The organism is Mesorhizobium sp. BR1-1-4 (assembly GCF_020165375.1).
Lineage (GTDB): Bacteria > Pseudomonadota > Alphaproteobacteria > Rhizobiales > Rhizobiaceae > Mesorhizobium > Mesorhizobium australicum.
In genome coordinates this window covers 328593-348432 of the sequence record NZ_JAIUIB010000002.1, presented here as the reverse complement: position 1 = coordinate 348432, position 19840 = coordinate 328593, and the positions used below count along the sequence as shown (strand labels likewise).

Here is a 19840-nt window from a genome sequence, read left to right as displayed (position 1 = left end):
CGGGATTCCGGGTTCGAGTTAACGGAAACTTGTCCTGCGTCATTGCATTTGATCGCGCGGCAAGTCGTGTCGCGCCAAGGAGTCGGTCTGCGTTGGGGGCAGAAGCTGGAAAAGAGTTCGGAACGCGAAATGTCCTTCAGTCGGGATTTGTCGTGAACGAACGCGCGTCATCCGCAGTGGCCGATGCGGTGGATGCGGAACCGCCGCGTCAGGAGCTGGGGGCGGCCGAACTTCGAACCCTTTACCGCACGGAAGCCCAGGCGAAGCGAAGGAAGGAAGCCAGGCCAGGCCTCTGGATCGCCGTCGTCATCTACGTCTTGTTTTCGGCATCGGATCTGCTGCTGATACCCGACGTGGCCGCCCTTACGATCACGGCCCGCTTCGCTGTCGGACTGACTGCACTGTTGGTCCTGGAAGCACAGCTTCGCAGGGGAGCCGCCACCGACTGGCTTGACGTAACCTGCGCCGCGGCCATCATCTTTGGCTATATCGGCTGGCTTTGCCCCGCGTCCATGGGCGCGAACAAGGAAAGCGTCGCCTATTATATGGTCTTTGGCACCATTTTCATGATGAGTGCCAATCTCTTCTTCACATTCCGCTTCAAGGTCTCGATCATAACGTCGACGATAATTTTGTGCATCTTGTATGTGGTGAACTACTTTTTACCCGCTACGCTGATATACAAAATGGTCTTCGGCACCTTCTACGTTTCGTGCTTCACATTCACGTCCTATGTGAACTGGAAGCTGAACGAAGAACGCTACAACGTCTTCCTGAACGCGCTGGAAGCCAAGATCCAGCACAAGGAGGCGACCGAGCGCGGCAAGGCCCTGCTCAGGCTGTCGCGGACGGATCCGCTGACAGGGCTGGAGAACCGGCGCGCGATCGACGAAAAACTGCGCGACTATTGGAACGACTGGCAAAAGCTTGGCCACGGTTTCGCGGCGATCCTCATCGATGTCGACTTCTTCAAGAAGTTCAACGATTGCTATGGCCATCAGGAAGGCGACCGTTGCCTGATCCAGGTCGCCGATGCGCTCAGCGACCTGATCAAGCAACATGATGGCTCCATCGGCCGTTATGGCGGCGAGGAATTCATCGTTCTGGCCCGCATGGACAAGAAGGGCGAGGTCGCGGATCTGGCGGAAGCCATTTGCCGCACGATCGAGAACCTGGCGATCGCGCATGAGTTGCGCCGGGATGGCATCTCGATCGTGACGGCGAGCGTGGGCGCGGCGTTCACCAGGAAGCAGACCGCCGCCAAGCTGGAGAAGATCATCCACGAGGCCGATCGAGCGCTCTATCTTGCAAAAGCCAGCGGCCGAAACTGTGCCCGGCTGTTCGATCCGACCGATCCCCAGAGCAGCGACGAGAGCGAGAACCTGGCGGCCTTGCTGAAGATCGCCATTGGCCAGGACCTCGTTTCGCTCGTCTACCAACCCATCCAGGACGTCGCGTCGGGCGGGTTCGAGGCCGTGGAGGCGCTGATGCGCCTCAAGATGCTCGACGGCACCCTGGTTCCGCCGAGCCTGTTCATTCCCGTCGCGGAACGAACCGGCGCCATCCTCGAGCTCGGGCGCTGGGCAATAAGGACGGTGTGCGCCGAACTCCTGGCGCAGGATCACGTGCGCGTCGTCAGCGTCAACGTCTCGCCGATCCAGCTCAAGACGCCTGGCTTCGCGACGTCGGTCGCGACCATTCTGGGGGAGACCGGCGTAACCGGAAACAGGCTGGCCTTCGAGATCACCGAGGGGCTGGAGATGGAGATGCATTCCGACATCCTGCGCTGCATCAGTGACCTGAAGCTGCTCGGGATCAGGATCTGGCTCGATGATTTCGGGACGGGCTTCGCCGGCCTTTCATGGCTTCGTCTCATCGACTTCGATACGGTCAAGATCGACCGCTCGTTTCTTCACGACTGCGGCACCCCCAAGGGCATGGCGATGCTGCAGGACATCATCGCGCTGGTCAGAAATCGCGGCCACAAGATTCTGGTCGAAGGGGTGGAGACCGAAGAGCAGATGGTCCTCATGCGCCAATTCGGCATAGACAAGGTCCAGGGCTTTCACGTCGGCCGTCCGGCTCCGGCCGCGAATTTCCAGACCAAGCGGGCCATTCAGAAGCGGCCGTTCACGGTTCTCAAGTCGGCGTGACCGCGAGGTAGGCATGGCTTGACCGGCCATTGGCCCGTCAAGCCCGTCTGCCCTCTGGCGACGATTGCAGTGCGGCGATGCCTATGCCGTCTGCAACGCCCTGCGTGGCAGCGGCGGGAAAGCGATCGCTATGCCCGCGGCACCCAGGCCGATAAGCGCCGAGCCGATGAACAGCCAATGGTAGCTGGCATAGGCGTCGAAGATCATGCCGCCGGCAAGCGGCCCCAGCGCCATGCCGAGGCTGGAGAGCATGGTGGCGGCGCCGAATACGGTGCCGAGGATGCGCTGGCCGAAATATTCGCGCGCCAGCACCGCGTAGAGCGGCATGACGCCGCCATAGGTGGCGCCAAAGATGACGGCCAGCATATAGAACTGGTCGAGCTGGCTGATCGAGAGATAGGCGGCAATGACGATCGCCTGGATCGCCAGCCCGGCGATCAGCACCGGCTTCACCCCGAGCCGGTCGGCCAGCACGCCGTAGAGCAGCCTGCCGCCGAGGCCTGCCAGACCCTCGACACTGTAGATCGAGACAGCGGCCATCGGGGCGACGCCGCACAGCATGGCGTAGCTGACCATGTGGAAGATCGGGCCGGAATGGGCCGCGCAGCAGGCGAAGAAGGTCAGCCCCAGCACGATGAATTGCGGCGAGCGCAGCGCCTGGCCGACCGTGAGGCCGGCGCCTTCGGCGGCTTGTGATGCGGCGGCATCCGAGGCGACAGCCTTCGGCGGCTGGCGCACCAGAAGCACGGCGGGCAGCAGAAGCACCCAGGCCAGGATGCCGATGTCGAACATGGCGCTACGCCATTCGTAGGCGGAGATCAGCCAGCGGGCGAGCGGCGAGATCGTCATCGGCGCCACGCCCATGCCGGCCGAGACCAGCGATACGGCCAGTCCGCGATTGGTGTCGAACCAGCCTGACGTCAGCGCGATCATAGGCGCGAAGAAGGCGCTGGCCGCGAGCCCGACGAGCACGCCATAGGTGATCTGGAAGGTGAGAAGCGAACCGGCGCGGCTTGCCAGCACCAGCGCCAGCCCGAGCAGCACGGCGCCGATCGTGACGACGATACGGGCGCCGAACCGGTCGGACAGGGCACCCCAGGCGAAACCGCCAAGGCCCATCACCAGGAAATTGAGTGTCATGGCGCTCGAAATGCCCGCGCGCGACCAATTGGTATCGAGCGCCATGGGTTCGAGAAAGATCGCCAGCGAAAACATCGTGCCGATGGCGACACAGGACATCAGCGCGCCAGCCGCGACGATGACCCAACGGTAGGAATGGTTCATGGTTTTCTCCCATGCCGGAACGCGGTCTTGTGGTGGCACGGTCCAGCTTCGCCGTGCCCTTGCGTCCGAAGGACGCCGGCACCAGCGCCCATCCTACAATCCGGTTGCATTTTTTATCCAGTCTGGACGTTAGGGCTTTGACGGATACAGACCCTTGGATTGCGCTGGCTTGTCCTAGATCGGCAGTTCCGATGTGTATTTGATCGTCTGGCTGGGCACGTCGGTCTTGACGTTCTGCACGCCCTTGATGCGGCTGAGATGCTCCGACTGGAAGCGCCGGTAGTCATCGATGCCGGCGGCCACGACGCGCACCATGGCGTCGCAGTCGCCGAGCATGAGATAGCACTCCATCACTTGCGGCAGCTTGGCGACCTCGGTGGCGAAATGTTCGATCGTGTCCTCGTCCTGTGCCTCCAGCCAGATGCGGGTGAAGAAGGTGAGGCCCTTGCCGATGCTGGCCGGATTGATCACGGCGACATAGCGGTCGATGATACCGGCTTCCTCCAGGAGCTTGACGCGCCGCAGGCAAGGCGAGGGCGACAGGCCGACCTCATTGGCCAGATCATTATTGGCCATGCGGCCGTCTCGCTGCAACGCCCGCAGGATGCGTTTGTCGATGTCGTCGAGCTTCATGGCGTTGAATTCCATTTTCCTGCGGCTTCGTAACAGTGAATGCCAAAATCTGACGAAAGACAACAATCTTCGCAACCAAATTGCGGAGAGCTGTAGGTATGTTTTGCCCCTGACATCACGGGATTTTCAAACGCAGGGCAGGGCGGCTGTGGGGCCGCCCAATGGCAGGGTATGAGCATTTCACAGGCAGTCGAGACGGTCGGCAATGGTTCGGGATCGGAGTTTCGCCGTGGCGTGGCATCCTGCGCGCCGGTGCTGCTCGGCACCATCCCCTATGCGCTGGTGCTTGGCGCCCAGGCCGTGCAGAAAGGGCTGAGCACGGTCGAGTTGTCCATGATGACGGGGCTGAACTTCGCCGGCGGCTCGGAATTCGCGGCGGTCCAGCTGTGGACGTCGCCGCCGCACATCCTGCTCATCGTCGCCATCACCTTCCTGGTCAACAGCCGCCATCTGCTGATGGGAGCGGCGCTCGCGCCGTTCCTGCGCGACCTGCCGCGGCGCAAGGTGTTTCCGGCGCTGTTCTTCCTATGCGACGAAAGCTGGGCGCTGGGCCTGGCCGACGCCAAACAGCGCGCCGCCGCCGGTGTCGTACCGGCCTTCAGCCCGCGCTATTACATGGGTGCCGCGCTGGCGATGTATCTGACCTGGGTAGCCTTCACCACGCTGGGCGCCTTGCTCGGCCCGATGCTGGGCCATGTCGAGACCTACGGTTTCGACATGGCGTTTCCGGCCGTCTTCCTGGTGCTGATGCGCGGCATGTGGAAGGGCGTCGCGGCGGCGCGGCCCTGGCTTGTCAGCCTGGCCGTCGCGGCACTGGTCTATCTCTTCATTCCGGGTGCCTGGTACGTCGCGGCGGGCGCGATGTCGGGGCTGGCCGCGGCCTGGCTGATGGCGGGTGATGCATGATCGACATGGTAACCGTCCTCACCATCGTGCTGATGGCCGGCGTCACCTATCTGACGCGGATCGGCGGCTATGTCGTGCTGCGCAACCGCGTGCTCAGTCCCCGCGCCACGGCGGTGATGGAGGCAGCACCCGGCTGCGTGCTGATCTCTGTCATCGCGCCGGCCTTCGTGTCGCGCAATCCCGCCGATCTCGCGGCATTGGCCATCACCTTGGTCGCCGCGACACGGCTTTCCATGCTGCCAACCGTGCTGATCGGGGTCGCTTCGGCCAGCCTGTTGAGGCATCTGATCGGCTAGAACGAAAAAAGCAGGCGCGAACGCCTGCCTTTGACAAACCATGGACCGAGAGTCTTACGCTGCAGCCGCGACATCACGGCTGGCGGCAACCAATGCATCGACCGTGGCCGTAGCCTTGGCGAGCGCGGCATCCACCGCGTCAGGCCCCTTGGAGACGCCCTCGATGCGGATGACGTCGACATCGGTCATGCCGATAAAACCGAGCACGCTGCGCAGGTAGGGGACGGCGTGATCGAACTGCACGGCCGCACCTTCGGAATAGATGCCGCCGGAGGCCAGCACGATGTAGACCTTCTTGCCGGTGACGAGACCCTTGGGGCCGTTCTCGCCATAGGCAAAGCTCTTGCCGGAGCGGGCGACGTGATCGACCCAGGACTTCAACGTCGAGGAGATGTTGAAGTTGATGAAGCCGGTGGCCAGGATCACCGTGTCGGCGGCGAACAACTCGTCAAGCACGACATCGGAAACGCCGACCACTTCGGCCTGGCGCGGGGTGCGGGCATCGGCCGGCGTGTAGATGCCGGTCGCATAGTCGGCATCGATATGCGGCAGCGGGTTGGCGACGAGGTCGCGCACGACCAGCGTGTTCGACGGGTCGGCTGCGAGAAGCTTCTGGGCGAACTCGGTGGCGATGCGGGTCGAGTGCGAGGCAGCGCCGCGCGGGCTCGAGGTGACGAGAAGAATGGACATAGCGGGTCTCTCCAGTGGGATGAATTGTCCCGCCATATATGGGGCATCGACCAATCAGATAAACTGGTATATTTTCGATACGATCCATCCATAAAGTAGATACAACGATGCAGCCCAACCCGACCCTCGACCAGCTCCAAATCCTTGTCGCCGTTGCCGATACCGGCAGTTTCTCGGCAGCCGGCCGCAAGCTCAACCGCGCGCAATCCGTCATCAGCTACGGTATCGCCAATCTCGAGGCGCAGCTCGGGCTGAAGCTTTTCGAGCGCGAGGGCACGCGCGAGCCGCAACTGACCGAGATCGGCCGGGCGATGCTGGAAGACGCGCGGCGCATGATTGGCGTGCTGCAGCGCATGCGCTCGCGCGTCGACGGGCACCATCACGGGCTGGAGGCCGAGGTGGCGCTGGCGGTGGACGTATCATTGCCTTCCCCCGTGCTGGTGCGGGTGCTCAAGGCATTCGAGGCGCGGTTTCCGACCGTGATGCTGCGCCTGTATATCGGCACGCTCGGTCTCATCCCCGATCTTGTCGTCAGCGGACAGGCCGATCTCGGCATTGGCGGCCTGCTGGGCGATGTCGACGTGCATCTCGTGCGCATCGGCTTCATGTCGCTGGTGCCGGCGGCAGCGCCCAATCATCCGCTGGCCCTGCTGCCGAAGCCGGTGGCGCTCGAGGATGTGCGCGAGCATACGCAGCTTGTCGTGATCGACCAGTCCGAGCGCACCAAGGGACGCGATTACGGCGTCTTCGCCTACCGCACGTGGCGACTGACCGACATGCGCACCAAGCACATACTGATGCGTGAGGGGCTCGGCTGGGGCGGGCTGCCGCGCTGGCTGATCGCCGACGACCTGGCCAGCGGCCGCCTGGTGGAACTCGACCTCGAACCCTACAAGGAAGTGAGTTCGCCCCTGTTTGCCATGCACCGCAACGATCGCAGTCCAAAGCCGGCGGCGGCCTGGCTGATCGACCGGTTCAAGCGCGGGCTCGGCTGCTTCAACGAGTTCGAGCCGGGCGAGGTGCCCGAAGAGGAGCCGGACACCGACGGTGATGCGAACGCCGGCGGCTGAATCCTGGAACTCAGCCGAAAATCATTCGATCTGCGTCACCCCGGAAACCACGAGCTGCGCCGTACGGGCGGTCAATTTTCCGCATTTGCGCAGTGTCGGTTTTTCATAGGTCCTTTTCATGTGTCCATCCCAAATGTGAGCCCGCAAGGTGGGTGAGCCAGCCATAACGGGATTGGACGGTTTCGGTTGCCTCGCCATTGCATTCTCCGCTGCGTACAAGGACACGATCACCTGCCTTTCGGAGACTGTTGGGGAACTCCACGCTTCACAGCCGGTCGCGATAATGTCCTTCCACTTTGCTGGGCGTCGCGAAACCAATGTGTCGACCTCCATCTTCTGGTCGCCTTCCATCGCCAAGCCCTGCCGGACCAACGGCACGCGCCTCAGTCGGACTTTCCCAGACCTTTCAGGATAAAGCGAATCTGCTCGCGCAGGCCAGCTTCGTCATCTTCGCCGTGTCGAAGGCGGTGCTCGATCAGAATCGGGTGGAAAAACGGCGTGAAGGCGGTCTTGACCGCGCGCGCTGCTTCCACTGGATCTTCGACCTTGAATTCCCGTGTTTGGATGCCCTCGCGGATAATCGCTTCGAGGATCGTTACCACCCGCTCGGTATGCGCCTTGATGATCGCGCAGTTGTTTTGCATGGCGGCGACAACCATCTCGTGCATGCGCCTTTCCTTGACCAGTGTGGTCTTGCTGTGATGGTGCATCGCGGTCAGGAGTTGGTCGAGTTTCTCCGGGGCCGGCGCGCTCGTGCATGCGATCGCAGAGGCGATCCCGGCGACCTCGTTGACGACCCGCCCGCAGACGGACTCGATGATCGCACCCTTGGAGGGGAAGAAACGATAGACGTTTGCCGTGCTCATGCCGAGTTCGGAGGCGATATCAGCCACCGATGTCTTATGGGTGCCGAGGCGGCGAAACTGCTCGTCCGCCACAGCCAGGATGCGCGCGCGCATCTCGTCGGGAGCAGTTCGTGTTCGAACTGGACGGTTCATGCATGTCTCCAGAATTGATGAAGCGAACCGGCCGGACTTGCGTGGACGATCGTCTGTAAGCGGCAAGTTCGTGCCGTTGGCCTGTGTCCAGGCAGAGCCAACGGGCAGGAATTCGAACCGTCTCCTGCGACAACGGAGCCCTACTCGGCCGCCATTGCTGCCGGCACTTCCGGTTCCTCCGTTGAATTCTCCTGGACCTCATCCGTGGCCGGCTTGATCCGGAACCACGCTACGTAGAGTGCAGGGAGGAACAGCAGGATCAGCACCGTGCCGGCAGCCGTGCCGCCGATCAGCGTGAACGCCATCGATCCCCAGAAGACGGAGTGCGTGAGGGGGATGAAAGCCAGAACGGCGGCAAGTGCGGTCAGGATCACCGGCCTTGTGCGTTGCACCGTGGCCTCGATGACCGCCTGATAGTCGTCAAGACCGGCGGCACGGTTCTCCTTGATCTGTTCGGTCAGGATCAGCGTATTGCGCATCAGGATACCTGCCAGGCCTATCAGGCCAAGGATGGCGTTGAATCCGAAAGGCTGGTTGAAGGCCAGCAACATCGGTACGACGCCAACGAGACCGAGAGGTGCCGTCAGCATGACCATCGCCATCGTCGAGAAGGATCGCACCTGCAGTATGATGACGATCAGCATGGCGGCGAGCATGGCCGGAAAGACCTTGCCCAGCGCTGTGTTGGCCTTGGTTGCCTCCTCGATCGATCCACCCATTTCGATGCGATAGCCGGCAGGCAGGGATTGAATCAGCGGCTGAAGGGCCGTCATGATCTGCTTGGAAACCTCTGGAGGCTGGGTCGCCTCATTGATGTCCGAGCGGATCGTGATGACGGGTGTGCGATCGCGACGTTTCAGGATCGGTTCTTCCAGACGAACTTCGGAGTGACCGATCTGGTCGAGTGGAATCTGGCGGCCCTCCCGGCTCATCAGCGAGAAATCCGCCAGACGCGATGGATCCAGTCGCTCGCCGCCGGCGCTGCGGGCCACGATGGGGACGTTGCGGATGTCCTCGCGGACCTGCGTGACCGGGATGCCGGTGAGGAGGAACTGGAGCTGCTGGGCCACTTCCGCCGGCGACAGGCCGATAAGGTTCAATCGGTCCTGATCCGGGATGAAGCGCAGTACCGGCGTGCGATTGCCCCAGTCGCGATTGGCCTGCCGCACGTCCGGTACGCCGCGCATGATGTCGAGGGCTTTTTCGGAGATGATGTACAATTGCCGCGGGTCTGGCCCCATGACCCGGAACTCGACCGGGAACGGCGTGTAAGGTCCGAACACGAGTTGCGTAACGCGGATGTTCGCTTCAGGGGCAAGCCCTGTCGCAACCGCTTCACGGAGCCTGTGCTTCAAGGCCTCGCGCGCGTCCGCGTCCGGTGTCAGGACGACGATCTTGGCGAAGGCGGGATCAGGCAATTCGGGCGCCATGGCGAAGAAGAAGCGGGGAGCGCCCTGACCGACATAGCTCGTGACGATCTTGGCCTCGGGCTGGCCGCCAAGCCAGTGTTCCAGTTTCTCGACCGTGGCGGTCGTCGTCTCGATGCTGGTGCCCTCCGGCAGGCGAACCTCGACCAGCACTTCGGGACGGTCGGATGTCGGGAAGAACTGCTGCTTGAGACCGCTCATGCCGACAACCGAAAGCGCGAAGACGATGCCGACGGCAGCGCAGGTCACGAACTTGTGGCGCACGGCAAAGGTGATGAGCCGGCGGAGGCGCCGATAGTTCGGTGTGTCGTATATGGCGTGAACGCCGCCTTCGACCGGTTTGATCGCGGGCAGCATCTTGACGCCCATATAAGGGGTGAAGAAAACCGCGACGACCCAGGAGACGATGAGGGCGAACCCCACGACCCAGAAGATGTTGCCGGCGTATTCGCCGGCCGTCGAGCGCGCGAAGCCCACCGGCAGGAACCCCGCGATCGTCACCAGCGTGCCCGACAGCATCGGCGCCGCGGTGTGGCTCCATGCATAGGCCGCCGCCTTGATGCGATCCATGCCCTCTTCCATTTTCACCACCATCACCTCGATGGCGATGATGGCGTCGTCGACGAGGAGGCCCAGCGCCAGGATGAGGGCACCAAGCGTGATGCGGTCGAAGAACCGGCCGGTTTCCAGCATGATGAGAAACACGACGGCGAGCGTCAGCGGGACGGCGGCCGCCACGACGATGCCGACGCGCCAGCCGAGGCTGAGCAGGCTCACCAGCAGCACCACGCCAAGCGCCATCGCGAATTTGATCATGAACTCGTTGACCGACGAGCCGATGTTGACGGCCTGATCGCTCACTTTGGCCAGCGTCATTCCGAGAGGCAGCGTCTGTGCGATCGCTGCTGACCTCTCCTCCAGTGCCTTGCCGAGTTCAAGACCATTCCAGCCCTCCTGCATCACCGCCGCGAGCATGATGGTCGGCTCACCCTGGTGACGGATGACGTAGGTGGCAGGATCCTCGTAGCCGCGCCGGACCACGGCGATGTCGGAGAGCTTCAACGTCCGTCCCGCGGCGACGATCGGCGTGTCGGCGATCGTCTGGACACTGTCATAGGCGCCGTCGACGCGGATGAAGACCTGCGGCCCCTCTGTGTCGATCGAGCCCGCCGGTGTGACGGTGTTCTGCCGCTGCAGGGCAGCGACGATATCCTGCGCCGACACGCCGAGGGTTGCCAGCTTGGCATAGGAAAACTCGACGAATATCTGTTCGGGACGTTCGCCGAGGATGTTGATCTTCTTGACGCCGGGCACATGCAGAAGGTCCTGGCGAATGGTCTCGGCCTGCCTGGCGAGTTCCCGCATGGGCAAGCCCTTCGCCTTAAGGGCGTAAAGAGCGAAACTCACATCGGAATATTCGTCGTTGACAAAGGGGCCGAGCACGCCGGGCGGCAGGTTGCGGGCTTCATCCCCGAGCTTCTTGCGGGCCTGGTAAAATTCCTCCTGCACGCTGGATGGCGGTGTGCTGTCCTTCAGTGTGACCGTCAAATAGGCATAGCCTGGCCGTGTCGTCGTCTCCACACGGTCGTACCAGGTCAACTCCTGAAGTCGCTTCTCCAACGGTTCGGCGACGAGGTCCTGCATCTCGCGCGCCGTCGCGCCCGGCCATACGGTCGTGACCGTCAGGGTCTTGATGGTGAAGTTGGGATCCTCCGCACGTCCAAGCATGAGGAAAGCGTAGGCGCCGGCGGCGACGAGCAGAATGATGAAGAAAAGGGTGACGGCTCGCTCGCGAACGGCGATCGCGGAAAAATTGAGGCTCATCAGTTGCTCCTGTTTTCAGAGGCAGTCCTGACGCGAGCGCCTTCCTGCAGGAGATGAGCACCGAGCGAAACGATCGAATCGCCCGAGCTCAGCCCGGAGATCACGGCGGTTTCGCTGGTTACACGAACAAGCTTGACGGGCCGAAAGTGTACGGTCGAGGTTGCGCCGTCCAAACTCCAAACGCCGGTCTTCTGACCGTCGTCCAGCACGGCTCCGAGCGGCACCTGGACTTCCGTTTGACTTGCCTGGCTTGCAAGCCGGATGGTTACCGTCGCGCCAAGCGGTGCTGCCGCGGCCTCACCATCGAGCACATAACGGGCCTCATAGGTACGAGTCTGGGGATCGGCAGCGTCCGACAACTGCCGGAGATGCGCCGTAAAATGCCGCCCATCGCCTCCATACAAGCCCGCCTCGGCTACCGAGCCGATCGCCGGCCGGATCGTTTCGGGAAGCGTGACCACCGCCTCACGGGGGCCGGCGTTCGCGATCCGAACCACGGTCTGTCCCGCGGCGACAACCTGTCCTGGCTCCCCAAGCGTTTCGACGACGGTTCCGTCGGCGTTCGCGTCCAGGACGGAATAGGCCGCCTCGTTTTCCGCGACCTTCGCTTCCGCTTCGGTGGCGGCAAGCTGTGCCGTCGCGGTATCGAGTGCTGCCTTCGCCTGCTCGTAACGCTGCGGGGTTGCGGCCAACTCCTTCTTGACCAGAACCGCATAGCGCTTTTCGTCCGCACTGGTCTGAACCAGGACAGCGCGCGCAGCCGCGACAGCGTTGCGCTTGGCGGTGAGGGCAAGGGCAAGATCGGTATCATCGATCCGCAGCAGCGGTTGGCCCGCCTTGACCTGTTCGCCGACATTTACAAGGCGCTCGATGATCTTGCCGGGTACGCGAAACCCAAGATTGCTCTGCACCCTCGCGGCAATTGTACCCGTGAAGCCGCGTTCGGATCCTGTCACCGCCACTGCCGTCACGAGTCTGACGATCGGTGCTTCCTGCCTCGGGTCAGCCACGACGGCGGCTGCCTGTGTGCGAATGGGAAGCGTGACGAATGCAGCCACCCCAAACCCCGCGACCAGAACGCTCCCCAGCCCAATAATGAGTTTCTTTTTCATGCCCATCGCCTTCTGTGAAAATAAATTGCATTCGTACTCTATAACTGATATAGATTATGAACGCAATCAAAAAAGGAGACGAATGATGCGTGTGACTCGCAGCCAAGCTGAGCAGAACCGGCAAACCGTGATCGATGTAGCGAGCCGGCTTTTTCGGGAGCGCGGATTCGATGGCATCGGCGTCAAGGATTTGATGGAGGGCGCCGGGCTGACCCAAGGCGGGTTCTACAAGCAGTTCGCGTCCAAGGACGACTTGGTCGCGCAGGCGTCCAGACGGGCATTGGAAAGCGCTGCGAACCGATGGTCGACGGCGGCCGCGGCGAGCCCTGAGGATCCGCTTGGCGCCGTGATCGACTTCTATCTCAGCACGGGGCATCGCGAGGAAAGGATGGACGGCTGCCCGGTGGTTGCGCTTGGCTCGGATGCCGCCAGGCAAGGCGCCGAGGTGAAGGCATCATTTGAGGCCGGCATCCGAGAATACCTCGAGATGCTGGGCTCATGGGTTGGCGAGGCGGACGGCGATGCGCCCGGCGGTAGAGCCATGGCCGTTCTCTCGACAATGGTCGGCGCGGTCGTCCTCTCGCGCGCCGTCAATGATCCCGATCTCGCGAAGGCTTTTCTGAGTGCCGCCACCGCTCAGGTTCGCAAAGCCGTCGCGGCTTGAAAGCCGCACGCGCTGGCCAAGTGATAGGAGAATAGATGCGACGGATCGTTGTTACGGGCATGGGAGCGGTCACGCCGCTCGCGGCCAATGTCGAAGCGTCATGGTCGCGCCTGCTGGCCGGCCGTTCGGGGCTTCGAAAGCTTCCGGACGACATGGTGCGAGACCTGCCGGCGAAGGTCGGTGGAATGGTTCCTTCCTTGCTGGAAGACCCCGAAGTTGGCTTCGATCCAGACATCGTCCTGGCGCCGAAGGACCAGCGCAAGGCCGACCGCTTCATTGTCTTTGCGCTGGCGGCTGCGGAAGAGGCGGTTGCCCAGGCCAGGTGGAACCCGGTCTCGGACGATGACAGGACCCGCACCGCGACGATCATCGCGTCGGGTGTCGGAGGATTTCCCGCGATAACCGAAGCGGTGCGAACCGTCGACCTGCGCGGTGTTCGGCGTCTCTCACCGTTCACGGTGCCGTCGTTCCTGGTGAACATGGCGGCGGGACAGATTTCGATCCGATATGGGTTCAAGGGTCCGCTCGGCGCTCCGGTGACGGCCTGCGCGGCCGGCATCCAGGCGATCGGCGATGCGGCGCGTCTTATCCGCGCCAACGAGGCCGACATCGCGGTCTGCGGCGGAACGGAAGCCTGCATCAATACGGTCAGCCTCGGCGGCTTTGCCGCGGCACGCTCTCTTTCTACATCCTTCAATCATCGTCCTGAGGAGGCCTCCCGCCCGTTCGACATGTCGCGCGACGGCTTCGTCATGGGCGAAGGCGCCGGCATCCTGGTCATCGAGGCATTGAGCCACGCGCTTGCGCGCGGCGCCAAACCGCTTGCCGAACTGGCCGGCTACGGCACGACGGCGGACGCTTATCACATCACCTCCGGCCCCGAGGATGGCGACGGTGCGCGCCGGGCCATGGAGATCGCGATTGCCCAAGCCGGTATTTCGGCACGGGAGGTCCGCCACCTCAACGCGCACGCGACCTCCACGCCAGTCGGCGACTTGGGGGAAATCGCCGCGATCAAAAGGGTCTTCGGAGAAGATTTCGGCATAGCCGTCAGCGCAACGAAGTCGGCGACCGGCCACCTGCTTGGCGCCGCCGGCGGGCTTGGGGCGATCTTCACGGTCCTGGCGCTCAGGGACCAGGTCGCACCGCCAACCCTCAATCTGAGCGCCCCCGATCCGGCAAGCGACGGGATCGACTTCGTCGCAAACCACGCCCGGCCGATGGAGATGGATTACGCGATTTCCAATGGCTTCGGCTTTGGCGGCGTGAACGCCAGCGCATTGTTCCGGCGCTGGACGGACTAGCCGCGGCTTGCGGCAATCGTGATGTCCTGGTCGGGCAGTGGCAGCCGGCGACAAGTTTACGCATGGCGACATCGTCGCCCCGCACCCGGGCGATGACTGCGCGATACATTCGCGGGGGCACTTCAGGCGCGCGACAGTCCGTCTATCAGCGCCGTCAGCACGGCACGGTAATCTTCGCCCGACGCACCGGCGTCGATGGCGAGCGCCGCGCGGTCGAAGGCGGCGGCAAGCAGCGCGGTCAGCGCTTCGGGCGGCAATCTTTTCATCGACTGCGTCCGCATCGCCGCGACAAGACCCTCGCGCAGCGAGCGGTTGCCGTGGCGGTTGTCGATCGTGTCCATGGCGGCGCGGCCGAGCACGGCGGGGCCGTCGAGCAGCAAGAGCCTCGTGCGGCCGGGCGCGCGCATGGCCGTGAGATAGGCATCGGAACCGGCAATCAGCGCATCGCGAGCGTTGAGCGAAGGCGGGGAGGCGCGGTCAATCTCTCGCGCCACCGCCGCGGCTTCCTGTTCGACCACGGCGGCGAAAAGCGCCTGCTTGTCGGCGAAATGGTGGTAGAGCGCGCCGCGCGTCACGCCAGCGGCGGCAACGATCTCCGGTGTGCCGGTCTCGGCATAGGATTTTTCCGTGAACAGTTTGCGCGCCGCCGCGATCAGGTCGGCGCGCGTTGTCTCGGTGCGATCGCGGTTGGAACGACGCGCGGATTCCTGTTGCATACATGCAGCCTGTATGTTAATTCAATTTACATGCAGACTGTATGTTAGTTGACGGGAGAAGGAAAGATGAAGACGACGAGCTACTATCCGGTGCTGATGACCGGCGATGTCGCCGGCACGGCGGCCTTCTATGTCAGGCATTTCGGTTTCCGGCCGTTGTTTGAGAGCGACTGGTACGTGCATCTGCGGTCGGTGGACAACAAGCGCGTCAATCTCGGCATCGTTCAGGGCGACCACGAGACGATCCCCGAGGAGGGGCGGGGGCGGACTTCCGGGCTGCTGATCAATTTCGAGGTCCGCGATCCCGATGCGATCCATGACCGGATCCTTGCTGCCGGCCTGCCTATCCTGCGAACGCTGCGTGACGAGCCTTTCGGCCAGCGCCATTTCATCACCAAGGATCCCAACGGCGTGCTGATCGACGTCATCAAGCCGATCCCGCCCAGCAAAGAGTTCCTGGCGCAGTATGCGCAAGGCGCCGCGGGGGCTTGAACGGCAGCCTCAGCCCGCCCGTGCCACCGGGGTCACCGTCACCTGGCTGACGCCGGTGCGGCGCACCACGGTGCACAGCGTCTCGCGGCCGATGCGCTCGGCGTCGAGCATGCGCACGAGGTCGTCGACGCCGGTCACCGGGCGGGCGTCGATGGCGGCGATGATGTCGCCTTCCCTGAGACCCGCCCTGGCCGCCGGGCCGTCCTTCTCGACGCTGCGCAGCCGTACCGCCGTGCTGGTCGAGACCTGCGACAAGAGTGCCGCGCGCCGGGGCAGGTTTACCGTGTCGGCGGAGACGCCAATGAAGGCGCGGCGCACGCGGCCGAAGCGGATGATCTCCGAAATGACAAAGTTCGCGGTGTTGGAGGCGACGGCGAAGGCGATGCCTTGCGCGCCATGGATCATGGCGGTGTTGACGCCGATCACCTCGCCGGCCGACGAGACCAGCGGACCACCTGAATTGCCGGGGTTGAGCGCGGCGTCGGTCTGGATGACGTCGTCGATCAGCCTGCCGGTCGAAGCTCGCATCGAGCGGCCGAGCGCCGAGACGACGCCGGAGGTGACGGTCCATTCGAAGCCCAGCGGATTGCCGATGGCAATCGCGATCTGGCCGCGCCGCAGCCGCTTGGAATCGCCCAGCGGCGCCACGTCGGCGAAGCTGCCGTCAGCGCGCACCAGGGCGATGTCGGTGTCGGGGTCGCGGCCGAGCACGCGGCCTTCGCTCGAGGCGCCGTCCGGCATCGAGACGCGTACCGTCCTGGCGTCACCCACGACATGGAAATTGGTGACGACCAACCCGTCAGGCGCGATGACGAAGCCCGAGCCGTGGCCGCCCGGCCCCCCGATGCGCTCGATGCGGCAGACAGCCGGGCCGATGCGGTCGACCGCGTCGGCAACCGTCGTCGAATAGGCGTCGAGCAATGTCTCGTCCGGTTGGAATTTTGGCGCGGCGAGGGCCATGGGGGCTCCGTGTTTTCAGGCTTGATCGTGACTATATGTGCGGAGCGGCCGGAACCGCCGCGACCTGACCAGATGGCCAGTCGAACCCGCAACTAGCCGTCAGGCGAGTACCTCCTGGCGTACTGCCGAGCGATATCTGGGGCATGAGAAAACCCAGGAGATCATCATGAGCGACTTCAATCTGAATGCATTTTCCGATGCCATTGCCGATATCGCCGACAAGGCGACGCCGGCAACGGCAAGCTTCGCCACGCATCATCACCGCACGGCGAGCGCCTTCCACTGGGGCGACGGCTATTTCGTCACCGCCGAGGAAGCCGTCGAGGCCGGCGAGGAGATCGAACTGACACTGGCCTCCGGCGAGACGGCGAAGGCCGAACTGGTCGGCCGCGATCCTTCGACGGGCGTCGCCCTGCTGAAGCCCGCGGATGCGGCCACCGCGCCTGTCCTCGATAGAGCCAGCCCCGTTCGGCCAGGCAATATCGCCATAGCTGTCGGCAGCAGCCAGGGCTCGGTGCTGGCCGTGTCGGGCTCGGTCGGCGAAGTCGGCCCGGCCTGGCGCTCGATGCGCGGCGGCACCATCGACCGGCGCATCAACCTGGCTGTCGGTGCCGGCGGCCGCTTCGAGGGTGGCCCGGTGCTGGACGCCAAGGGCGCGCTGATCGGCATGCTTCTGTTCGGCCCGCGTGGCCGCGCGCTGGTCATGCCCTATGAGACGATCGAACGCGCGGTGGCGACGCTGCGCGAAAAGGGTCATGTCGCACGTGGTTACCTCGGCGCCGGCCTGCATCCGGTACGCGACCGCGACGCGCGTGGCGCAATGGTGATGAGCCTCGACGACAATGGCCCGGCCAAGGCCGCTGGCCTCTCGCTCGGCGACATCATCGTGGCGTGGAACGGCGAGGCTGTGCATGGTCCGCGAGATCTGATCCGCCGGCTCGGGCCCGACAGCGCCGGTGCTTCGGTGAAGCTGGGTGTCGTGCGCGGCGGCGAACAGCGCGACGTCGTGCTGACGATCGGCGAAAAGCCGCTGAGCTGAGAGGACGGATGGAAAGCGACACGCTGATAAGGCCTGACGTGGCGCGCGGCGAACGCCAGCTCGTGGTGCTGATCGCACTACGCGATGCCGTGCGTGCCGAGCGCTTGTCGACTTCGCTTGCCATGGCCGACGATCTGCTGCCGGTCGTGGCCGGCGGCGGGGTCGCCGATGTCGCCATCGTCGATGACGCCGTCGCCAACAGCGCGGCCTCTGTCGATCGAGCCGGCGTCGGCGGCAGCACGACCCCAAAGGTACTGCTTTCGGACCGCGCGGGCCGGCCGCAAGGCCAGGTTTTTGCGGTGCTGCCGTTGGCCGCGGATGCAGCTTTGATCGCCGCTGCCGTCAGGCTGGCCGCCGCCGGCTACCGGGTGTCCGGCGAAGGGCGTTCGATGCCGGATAGGCATGAGGATTTCGACTGCGGTGATGCGGCCAATGGGGATGGAAGCCATAGCGGGTTGTTCGGCGAGGAAACGGTCGACGATGGCGCCGCCACCCGGCCAGCGCTGTCGCCGCGCGAGGCGGAAGTGCTGGCGCTGCTGGCCGAAGGGGCGCCCAACAAGGTGATCGCGCGGCGGCTCAACATCTCCGTCCACACGGCGAAGTTCCATGTCGCCGCGATCCTGATCAAGCTCGGTGCCGCCAATCGTACGGACGCCATCGCGATCGCGATGCGGCAGGGGCTGGTTCTGGTTTAGGAGTGGATGTCGGGCAAGTCTGACGATTATCTTCAGAGATTGGCGCTGCCCCTCATCCGCCTACCGGCACCTTCTCCCCGTATAGTGACAGGGAGAAGGGAGTTGCCGCGACCTCGGCGCTCCTCCTACAAAAGTGATGATTGGCGAAGGCCGCGATGAGAGCGTCTTTCTCCCCGTCACTATACGGGGAGAAATGCCCGGCAGGGCAATGAGGGGCGGCGCGACAGTGCGGACGAAGTATCCATCATCTGCTCGGTATTTCGAGTTCATCGTAACCGAGTACTTCGTCTTCGGTCATTGGGTGGTCCCGATGAGGTATCCGGCCTGCTTGCTCTGAAATTTCCATCAGCGTCGCGATCAGGTCAGACTCGTTTTGCTGAGAAGTCAGGTTTTCGCGAGCAGTTTCGTTTTCGAGGCTCTGCCGGATCGCTTCGGTCACCGGCACACCACGGCTCTTGGCAAGTTCTCGGGCCAACCGCTCCACTTCGACATTCTTGATGAACAAAGCCATTTGGTGATCTGCCATCCGGTATGGAATCATACGCCAAATCGGTTTCGGCGCCACGTCGTTTGCAGCCGACAAGGCACGGTACCCTCCGCTACGTCACCATCGCGTCGCACCACAAGCTCTTGTATCCCGCTCTGGCGCGCGCAAGGATCGCGACACAAGACAATCCAGGCGGAGGAAAAATGTCGCTCAAGGGAAAGACGCTGTTCATCTCCGGCGGGTCACGTGGCATCGGGCTGGCGATCGCGCTGCGCGCCGCGCGCGACGGCGCCAATGTGACGATCGCCGCCAAGACGGCGGAGCCGCATCCGAAGCTGCCGGGAACGATCTACAGCGCCGCTGAAGAGATCGAGCAGGCCGGCGGCAAGGCACTGCCGGTGCTATGCGACATCCGCGAGGAAGCGCAGGTGGCCGAGGCGGTCGGCAGAACCGTCGAGAAATTCGGCGGCATCGATATCTGCGTCAACAATGCCAGCGCCATCCAGCTTACCGGCACGCTGGAAACCGACATGAAGCGCTACGATCTGATGCATCAGATCAACACGCGCGGCACCTTCCTCGTGTCCAAAATGTGCATTCCACACCTGAAGTTGGCGAAGAACCCTCACATCCTGAATCTGGCGCCGCCGCTCGACATGAAGGCCAAATGGTTCAAGAACCATGTCGCCTACACCATGGCCAAGTTCGGCATGTCGATGTGCACGCTGGGCATGAGCGCGGAATTCGCCAGGGATGGCATCGCGGTCAATTCGCTGTGGCCGATCTCGACCATCGACACGGCCGCGGTACGCAACCTTCTGGGCGGAGCGACGGTCGCGGCGATGAGCCGGTCGCCGGACATCATGGCCGATGCCGCGCACGCGATCTTCATGCGGCCGTCGCGCGAGGCATCAGGCAATTTCTACATCGACGAAGAGGTGCTGCGCGCCGAGGGCGTCAGCGATTTCTCGGTCTATGCGCCTGACGCAACCGGACCGCTGGCCGGAGATTTTTTTGTGCCGGATGAGGTGTTTGCCAGGACGGACAGCAAGATCAGGAACATCTACTGAAGGGGATCCTGCCGCCGCCG

At 63.6% G+C, this 19840-nt stretch carries 19 protein-coding genes; 10 read left to right on the top strand and 9 right to left on the bottom strand.

The window, feature by feature from the left end:
* Window positions 1-152: 152 nt before the first annotated feature.
* Entirely contained in the window at window positions 153-2153 is a 2001-nt protein-coding gene (locus LB571_RS04865; RefSeq protein ID WP_140793270.1) for a putative bifunctional diguanylate cyclase/phosphodiesterase, read from the top strand.
* 81 nt (window positions 2154-2234) lie between these two features.
* Here LB571_RS04865 and LB571_RS04860 read toward each other — a convergent pair whose 3' ends face one another.
* Window positions 2235-3437 carry an MFS transporter gene (locus tag LB571_RS04860; RefSeq protein ID WP_224592598.1) on the bottom strand — a complete coding sequence of 401 codons (1203 nt, stop codon included), beginning with the start codon at window positions 3435-3437 and terminating at the stop codon, window positions 2235-2237.
* Between the two features lie 174 nt (window positions 3438-3611).
* Window positions 3612-4070: an Lrp/AsnC family transcriptional regulator gene (locus LB571_RS04855; RefSeq protein WP_224593022.1), complete on the bottom strand. Its 459-nt coding sequence runs from the start codon at window positions 4068-4070 to the stop codon at window positions 3612-3614.
* Window positions 4071-4241: 171 nt separating this feature from the next.
* Between LB571_RS04855 and LB571_RS04850 the strand changes: the two genes are divergently transcribed.
* Both LB571_RS04850 and LB571_RS04845 read left to right on the top strand, forming a co-directional pair.
* Window positions 4242-4976, top strand: coding sequence for an AzlC family ABC transporter permease (locus LB571_RS04850; protein WP_224592595.1), 735 nt, complete (start codon window positions 4242-4244; stop codon window positions 4974-4976).
* Window positions 4973-5272, top strand: a complete 300-nt coding sequence (locus LB571_RS04845) for an AzlD family protein (protein WP_224592592.1) — start codon at window positions 4973-4975, stop codon at window positions 5270-5272. Before LB571_RS04850 ends, LB571_RS04845 begins: the two co-directional genes overlap by 4 nt.
* Window positions 5273-5326: 54 nt before the next feature.
* On the opposite strand, the gene LB571_RS04840 is transcribed toward LB571_RS04845, so the two are convergent.
* Window positions 5327-5962: an FMN-dependent NADH-azoreductase gene (locus LB571_RS04840; RefSeq protein ID WP_015316231.1), complete on the bottom strand. Its 636-nt coding sequence runs from the start codon at window positions 5960-5962 to the stop codon at window positions 5327-5329.
* 107 nt (window positions 5963-6069) lie between these two features.
* Here LB571_RS04840 and LB571_RS04835 point away from each other — a divergent pair, with 107 nt between their 5' ends.
* Window positions 6070-7032: a LysR family transcriptional regulator gene (locus LB571_RS04835; RefSeq protein WP_015316232.1), complete on the top strand. Its 963-nt coding sequence runs from the start codon at window positions 6070-6072 to the stop codon at window positions 7030-7032.
* 383 nt (window positions 7033-7415) lie between these two features.
* Here the strand turns inward: LB571_RS04835 and LB571_RS04830 are convergent, their stop codons facing one another.
* The 3 genes from LB571_RS04830 to LB571_RS04820 form a co-directional block, all read right to left on the bottom strand.
* Entirely contained in the window at window positions 7416-8030 is a 615-nt protein-coding gene (locus tag LB571_RS04830; protein WP_015316234.1) for a TetR/AcrR family transcriptional regulator, read from the bottom strand.
* 140 nt (window positions 8031-8170) lie between these two features.
* Window positions 8171-11281, bottom strand: a complete 3111-nt coding sequence (locus LB571_RS04825) for an efflux RND transporter permease subunit (RefSeq protein WP_140665892.1) — start codon at window positions 11279-11281, stop codon at window positions 8171-8173.
* On the bottom strand, window positions 11281-12393 hold the full coding sequence (locus tag LB571_RS04820; protein WP_140617807.1) for an efflux RND transporter periplasmic adaptor subunit: 1113 nt from the start codon (window positions 12391-12393) through the stop codon (window positions 11281-11283). The genes LB571_RS04825 and LB571_RS04820 overlap by 1 nt, the downstream gene beginning before the upstream one ends.
* Window positions 12394-12478: 85 nt before the next feature.
* Here LB571_RS04820 and LB571_RS04815 point away from each other — a divergent pair, with 85 nt between their 5' ends.
* The gene (locus LB571_RS04815) at window positions 12479-13057 is read left to right on the top strand and encodes a TetR/AcrR family transcriptional regulator (RefSeq protein WP_224593020.1); all 579 of its coding nucleotides are present in this window, start codon (window positions 12479-12481) and stop codon (window positions 13055-13057) included.
* Window positions 13058-13092: 35 nt separating this feature from the next.
* Entirely contained in the window at window positions 13093-14361 is a 1269-nt protein-coding gene (gene fabF, locus LB571_RS04810; RefSeq protein WP_224592589.1) for a beta-ketoacyl-ACP synthase II, read from the top strand.
* Between the two features lie 122 nt (window positions 14362-14483).
* Here the strand turns inward: fabF and LB571_RS04805 are convergent, their stop codons facing one another.
* Window positions 14484-15077 carry a TetR/AcrR family transcriptional regulator gene (locus tag LB571_RS04805; RefSeq protein WP_224592586.1) on the bottom strand — a complete coding sequence of 198 codons (594 nt, stop codon included), beginning with the start codon at window positions 15075-15077 and terminating at the stop codon, window positions 14484-14486.
* Window positions 15078-15143: 66 nt separating this feature from the next.
* Here LB571_RS04805 and LB571_RS04800 point away from each other — a divergent pair, with 66 nt between their 5' ends.
* Window positions 15144-15569 (top strand): VOC family protein, encoded by a 426-nt coding sequence (locus LB571_RS04800; RefSeq protein WP_140823280.1) that lies wholly within the window; start codon window positions 15144-15146, stop codon window positions 15567-15569.
* Window positions 15570-15578: 9 nt separating this feature from the next.
* Here the strand turns inward: LB571_RS04800 and LB571_RS04795 are convergent, their stop codons facing one another.
* Window positions 15579-16529, bottom strand: a complete 951-nt coding sequence (locus LB571_RS04795; RefSeq protein WP_140727075.1) for a S1C family serine protease — start codon at window positions 16527-16529, stop codon at window positions 15579-15581.
* Window positions 16530-16695: 166 nt separating this feature from the next.
* Here LB571_RS04795 and LB571_RS04790 point away from each other — a divergent pair, with 166 nt between their 5' ends.
* Together LB571_RS04790 and LB571_RS04785 are read left to right on the top strand one after the other, a co-directional pair.
* Window positions 16696-17568 (top strand): S1C family serine protease, encoded by an 873-nt coding sequence (locus tag LB571_RS04790; protein WP_140713825.1) that lies wholly within the window; start codon window positions 16696-16698, stop codon window positions 17566-17568.
* A gap of 8 nt (window positions 17569-17576) precedes the next feature.
* Entirely contained in the window at window positions 17577-18263 is a 687-nt protein-coding gene (locus LB571_RS04785; protein ID WP_224592583.1) for a response regulator transcription factor, read from the top strand.
* Between the two features lie 244 nt (window positions 18264-18507).
* On the opposite strand, the gene LB571_RS04780 is transcribed toward LB571_RS04785, so the two are convergent.
* A complete protein-coding gene (locus LB571_RS04780; RefSeq protein ID WP_224592581.1) occupies window positions 18508-18774 on the bottom strand; it encodes a type II toxin-antitoxin system VapB family antitoxin in 267 nt (88 codons plus the stop codon).
* A gap of 179 nt (window positions 18775-18953) precedes the next feature.
* On the opposite strand from LB571_RS04780, the gene LB571_RS04775 reads away from it, so the two are divergent.
* Window positions 18954-19820, top strand: coding sequence for an SDR family oxidoreductase (locus LB571_RS04775; protein WP_140665917.1), 867 nt, complete (start codon window positions 18954-18956; stop codon window positions 19818-19820).
* Window positions 19821-19840: the final 20 nt, after the last annotated feature.

Coding starts and splice junctions, on each gene's coding strand:
- LB571_RS04860 (WP_224592598.1), bottom strand. CDS start 3,437: ATGAACCATTCCTACCGTTGGGTCATCGTCGCGGCTGGCGCGCTGATG.
- LB571_RS04855 (WP_224593022.1), bottom strand. CDS start 4,070: ATGAAGCTCGACGACATCGACAAACGCATCCTGCGGGCGTTGCAGCGA.
- LB571_RS04850 (WP_224592595.1), top strand. CDS start 4,242: ATGAGCATTTCACAGGCAGTCGAGACGGTCGGCAATGGTTCGGGATCG.
- LB571_RS04845 (WP_224592592.1), top strand. CDS start 4,973: ATGATCGACATGGTAACCGTCCTCACCATCGTGCTGATGGCCGGCGTC.
- LB571_RS04840 (WP_015316231.1), bottom strand. CDS start 5,962: ATGTCCATTCTTCTCGTCACCTCGAGCCCGCGCGGCGCTGCCTCGCAC.
- LB571_RS04835 (WP_015316232.1), top strand. CDS start 6,070: ATGCAGCCCAACCCGACCCTCGACCAGCTCCAAATCCTTGTCGCCGTT.
- LB571_RS04830 (WP_015316234.1), bottom strand. CDS start 8,030: ATGAACCGTCCAGTTCGAACACGAACTGCTCCCGACGAGATGCGCGCG.
- LB571_RS04825 (WP_140665892.1), bottom strand. CDS start 11,281: ATGAGCCTCAATTTTTCCGCGATCGCCGTTCGCGAGCGAGCCGTCACC.
- LB571_RS04820 (WP_140617807.1), bottom strand. CDS start 12,393: ATGAAAAAGAAACTCATTATTGGGCTGGGGAGCGTTCTGGTCGCGGGG.
- LB571_RS04815 (WP_224593020.1), top strand. CDS start 12,479: ATGCGTGTGACTCGCAGCCAAGCTGAGCAGAACCGGCAAACCGTGATC.
- fabF (WP_224592589.1), top strand. CDS start 13,093: ATGCGACGGATCGTTGTTACGGGCATGGGAGCGGTCACGCCGCTCGCG.
- LB571_RS04805 (WP_224592586.1), bottom strand. CDS start 15,077: ATGCAACAGGAATCCGCGCGTCGTTCCAACCGCGATCGCACCGAGACA.
- LB571_RS04800 (WP_140823280.1), top strand. CDS start 15,144: ATGAAGACGACGAGCTACTATCCGGTGCTGATGACCGGCGATGTCGCC.
- LB571_RS04795 (WP_140727075.1), bottom strand. CDS start 16,529: ATGGCCCTCGCCGCGCCAAAATTCCAACCGGACGAGACATTGCTCGAC.
- LB571_RS04790 (WP_140713825.1), top strand. CDS start 16,696: ATGAGCGACTTCAATCTGAATGCATTTTCCGATGCCATTGCCGATATC.
- LB571_RS04785 (WP_224592583.1), top strand. CDS start 17,577: ATGGAAAGCGACACGCTGATAAGGCCTGACGTGGCGCGCGGCGAACGC.
- LB571_RS04780 (WP_224592581.1), bottom strand. CDS start 18,774: ATGGCTTTGTTCATCAAGAATGTCGAAGTGGAGCGGTTGGCCCGAGAA.
- LB571_RS04775 (WP_140665917.1), top strand. CDS start 18,954: ATGTCGCTCAAGGGAAAGACGCTGTTCATCTCCGGCGGGTCACGTGGC.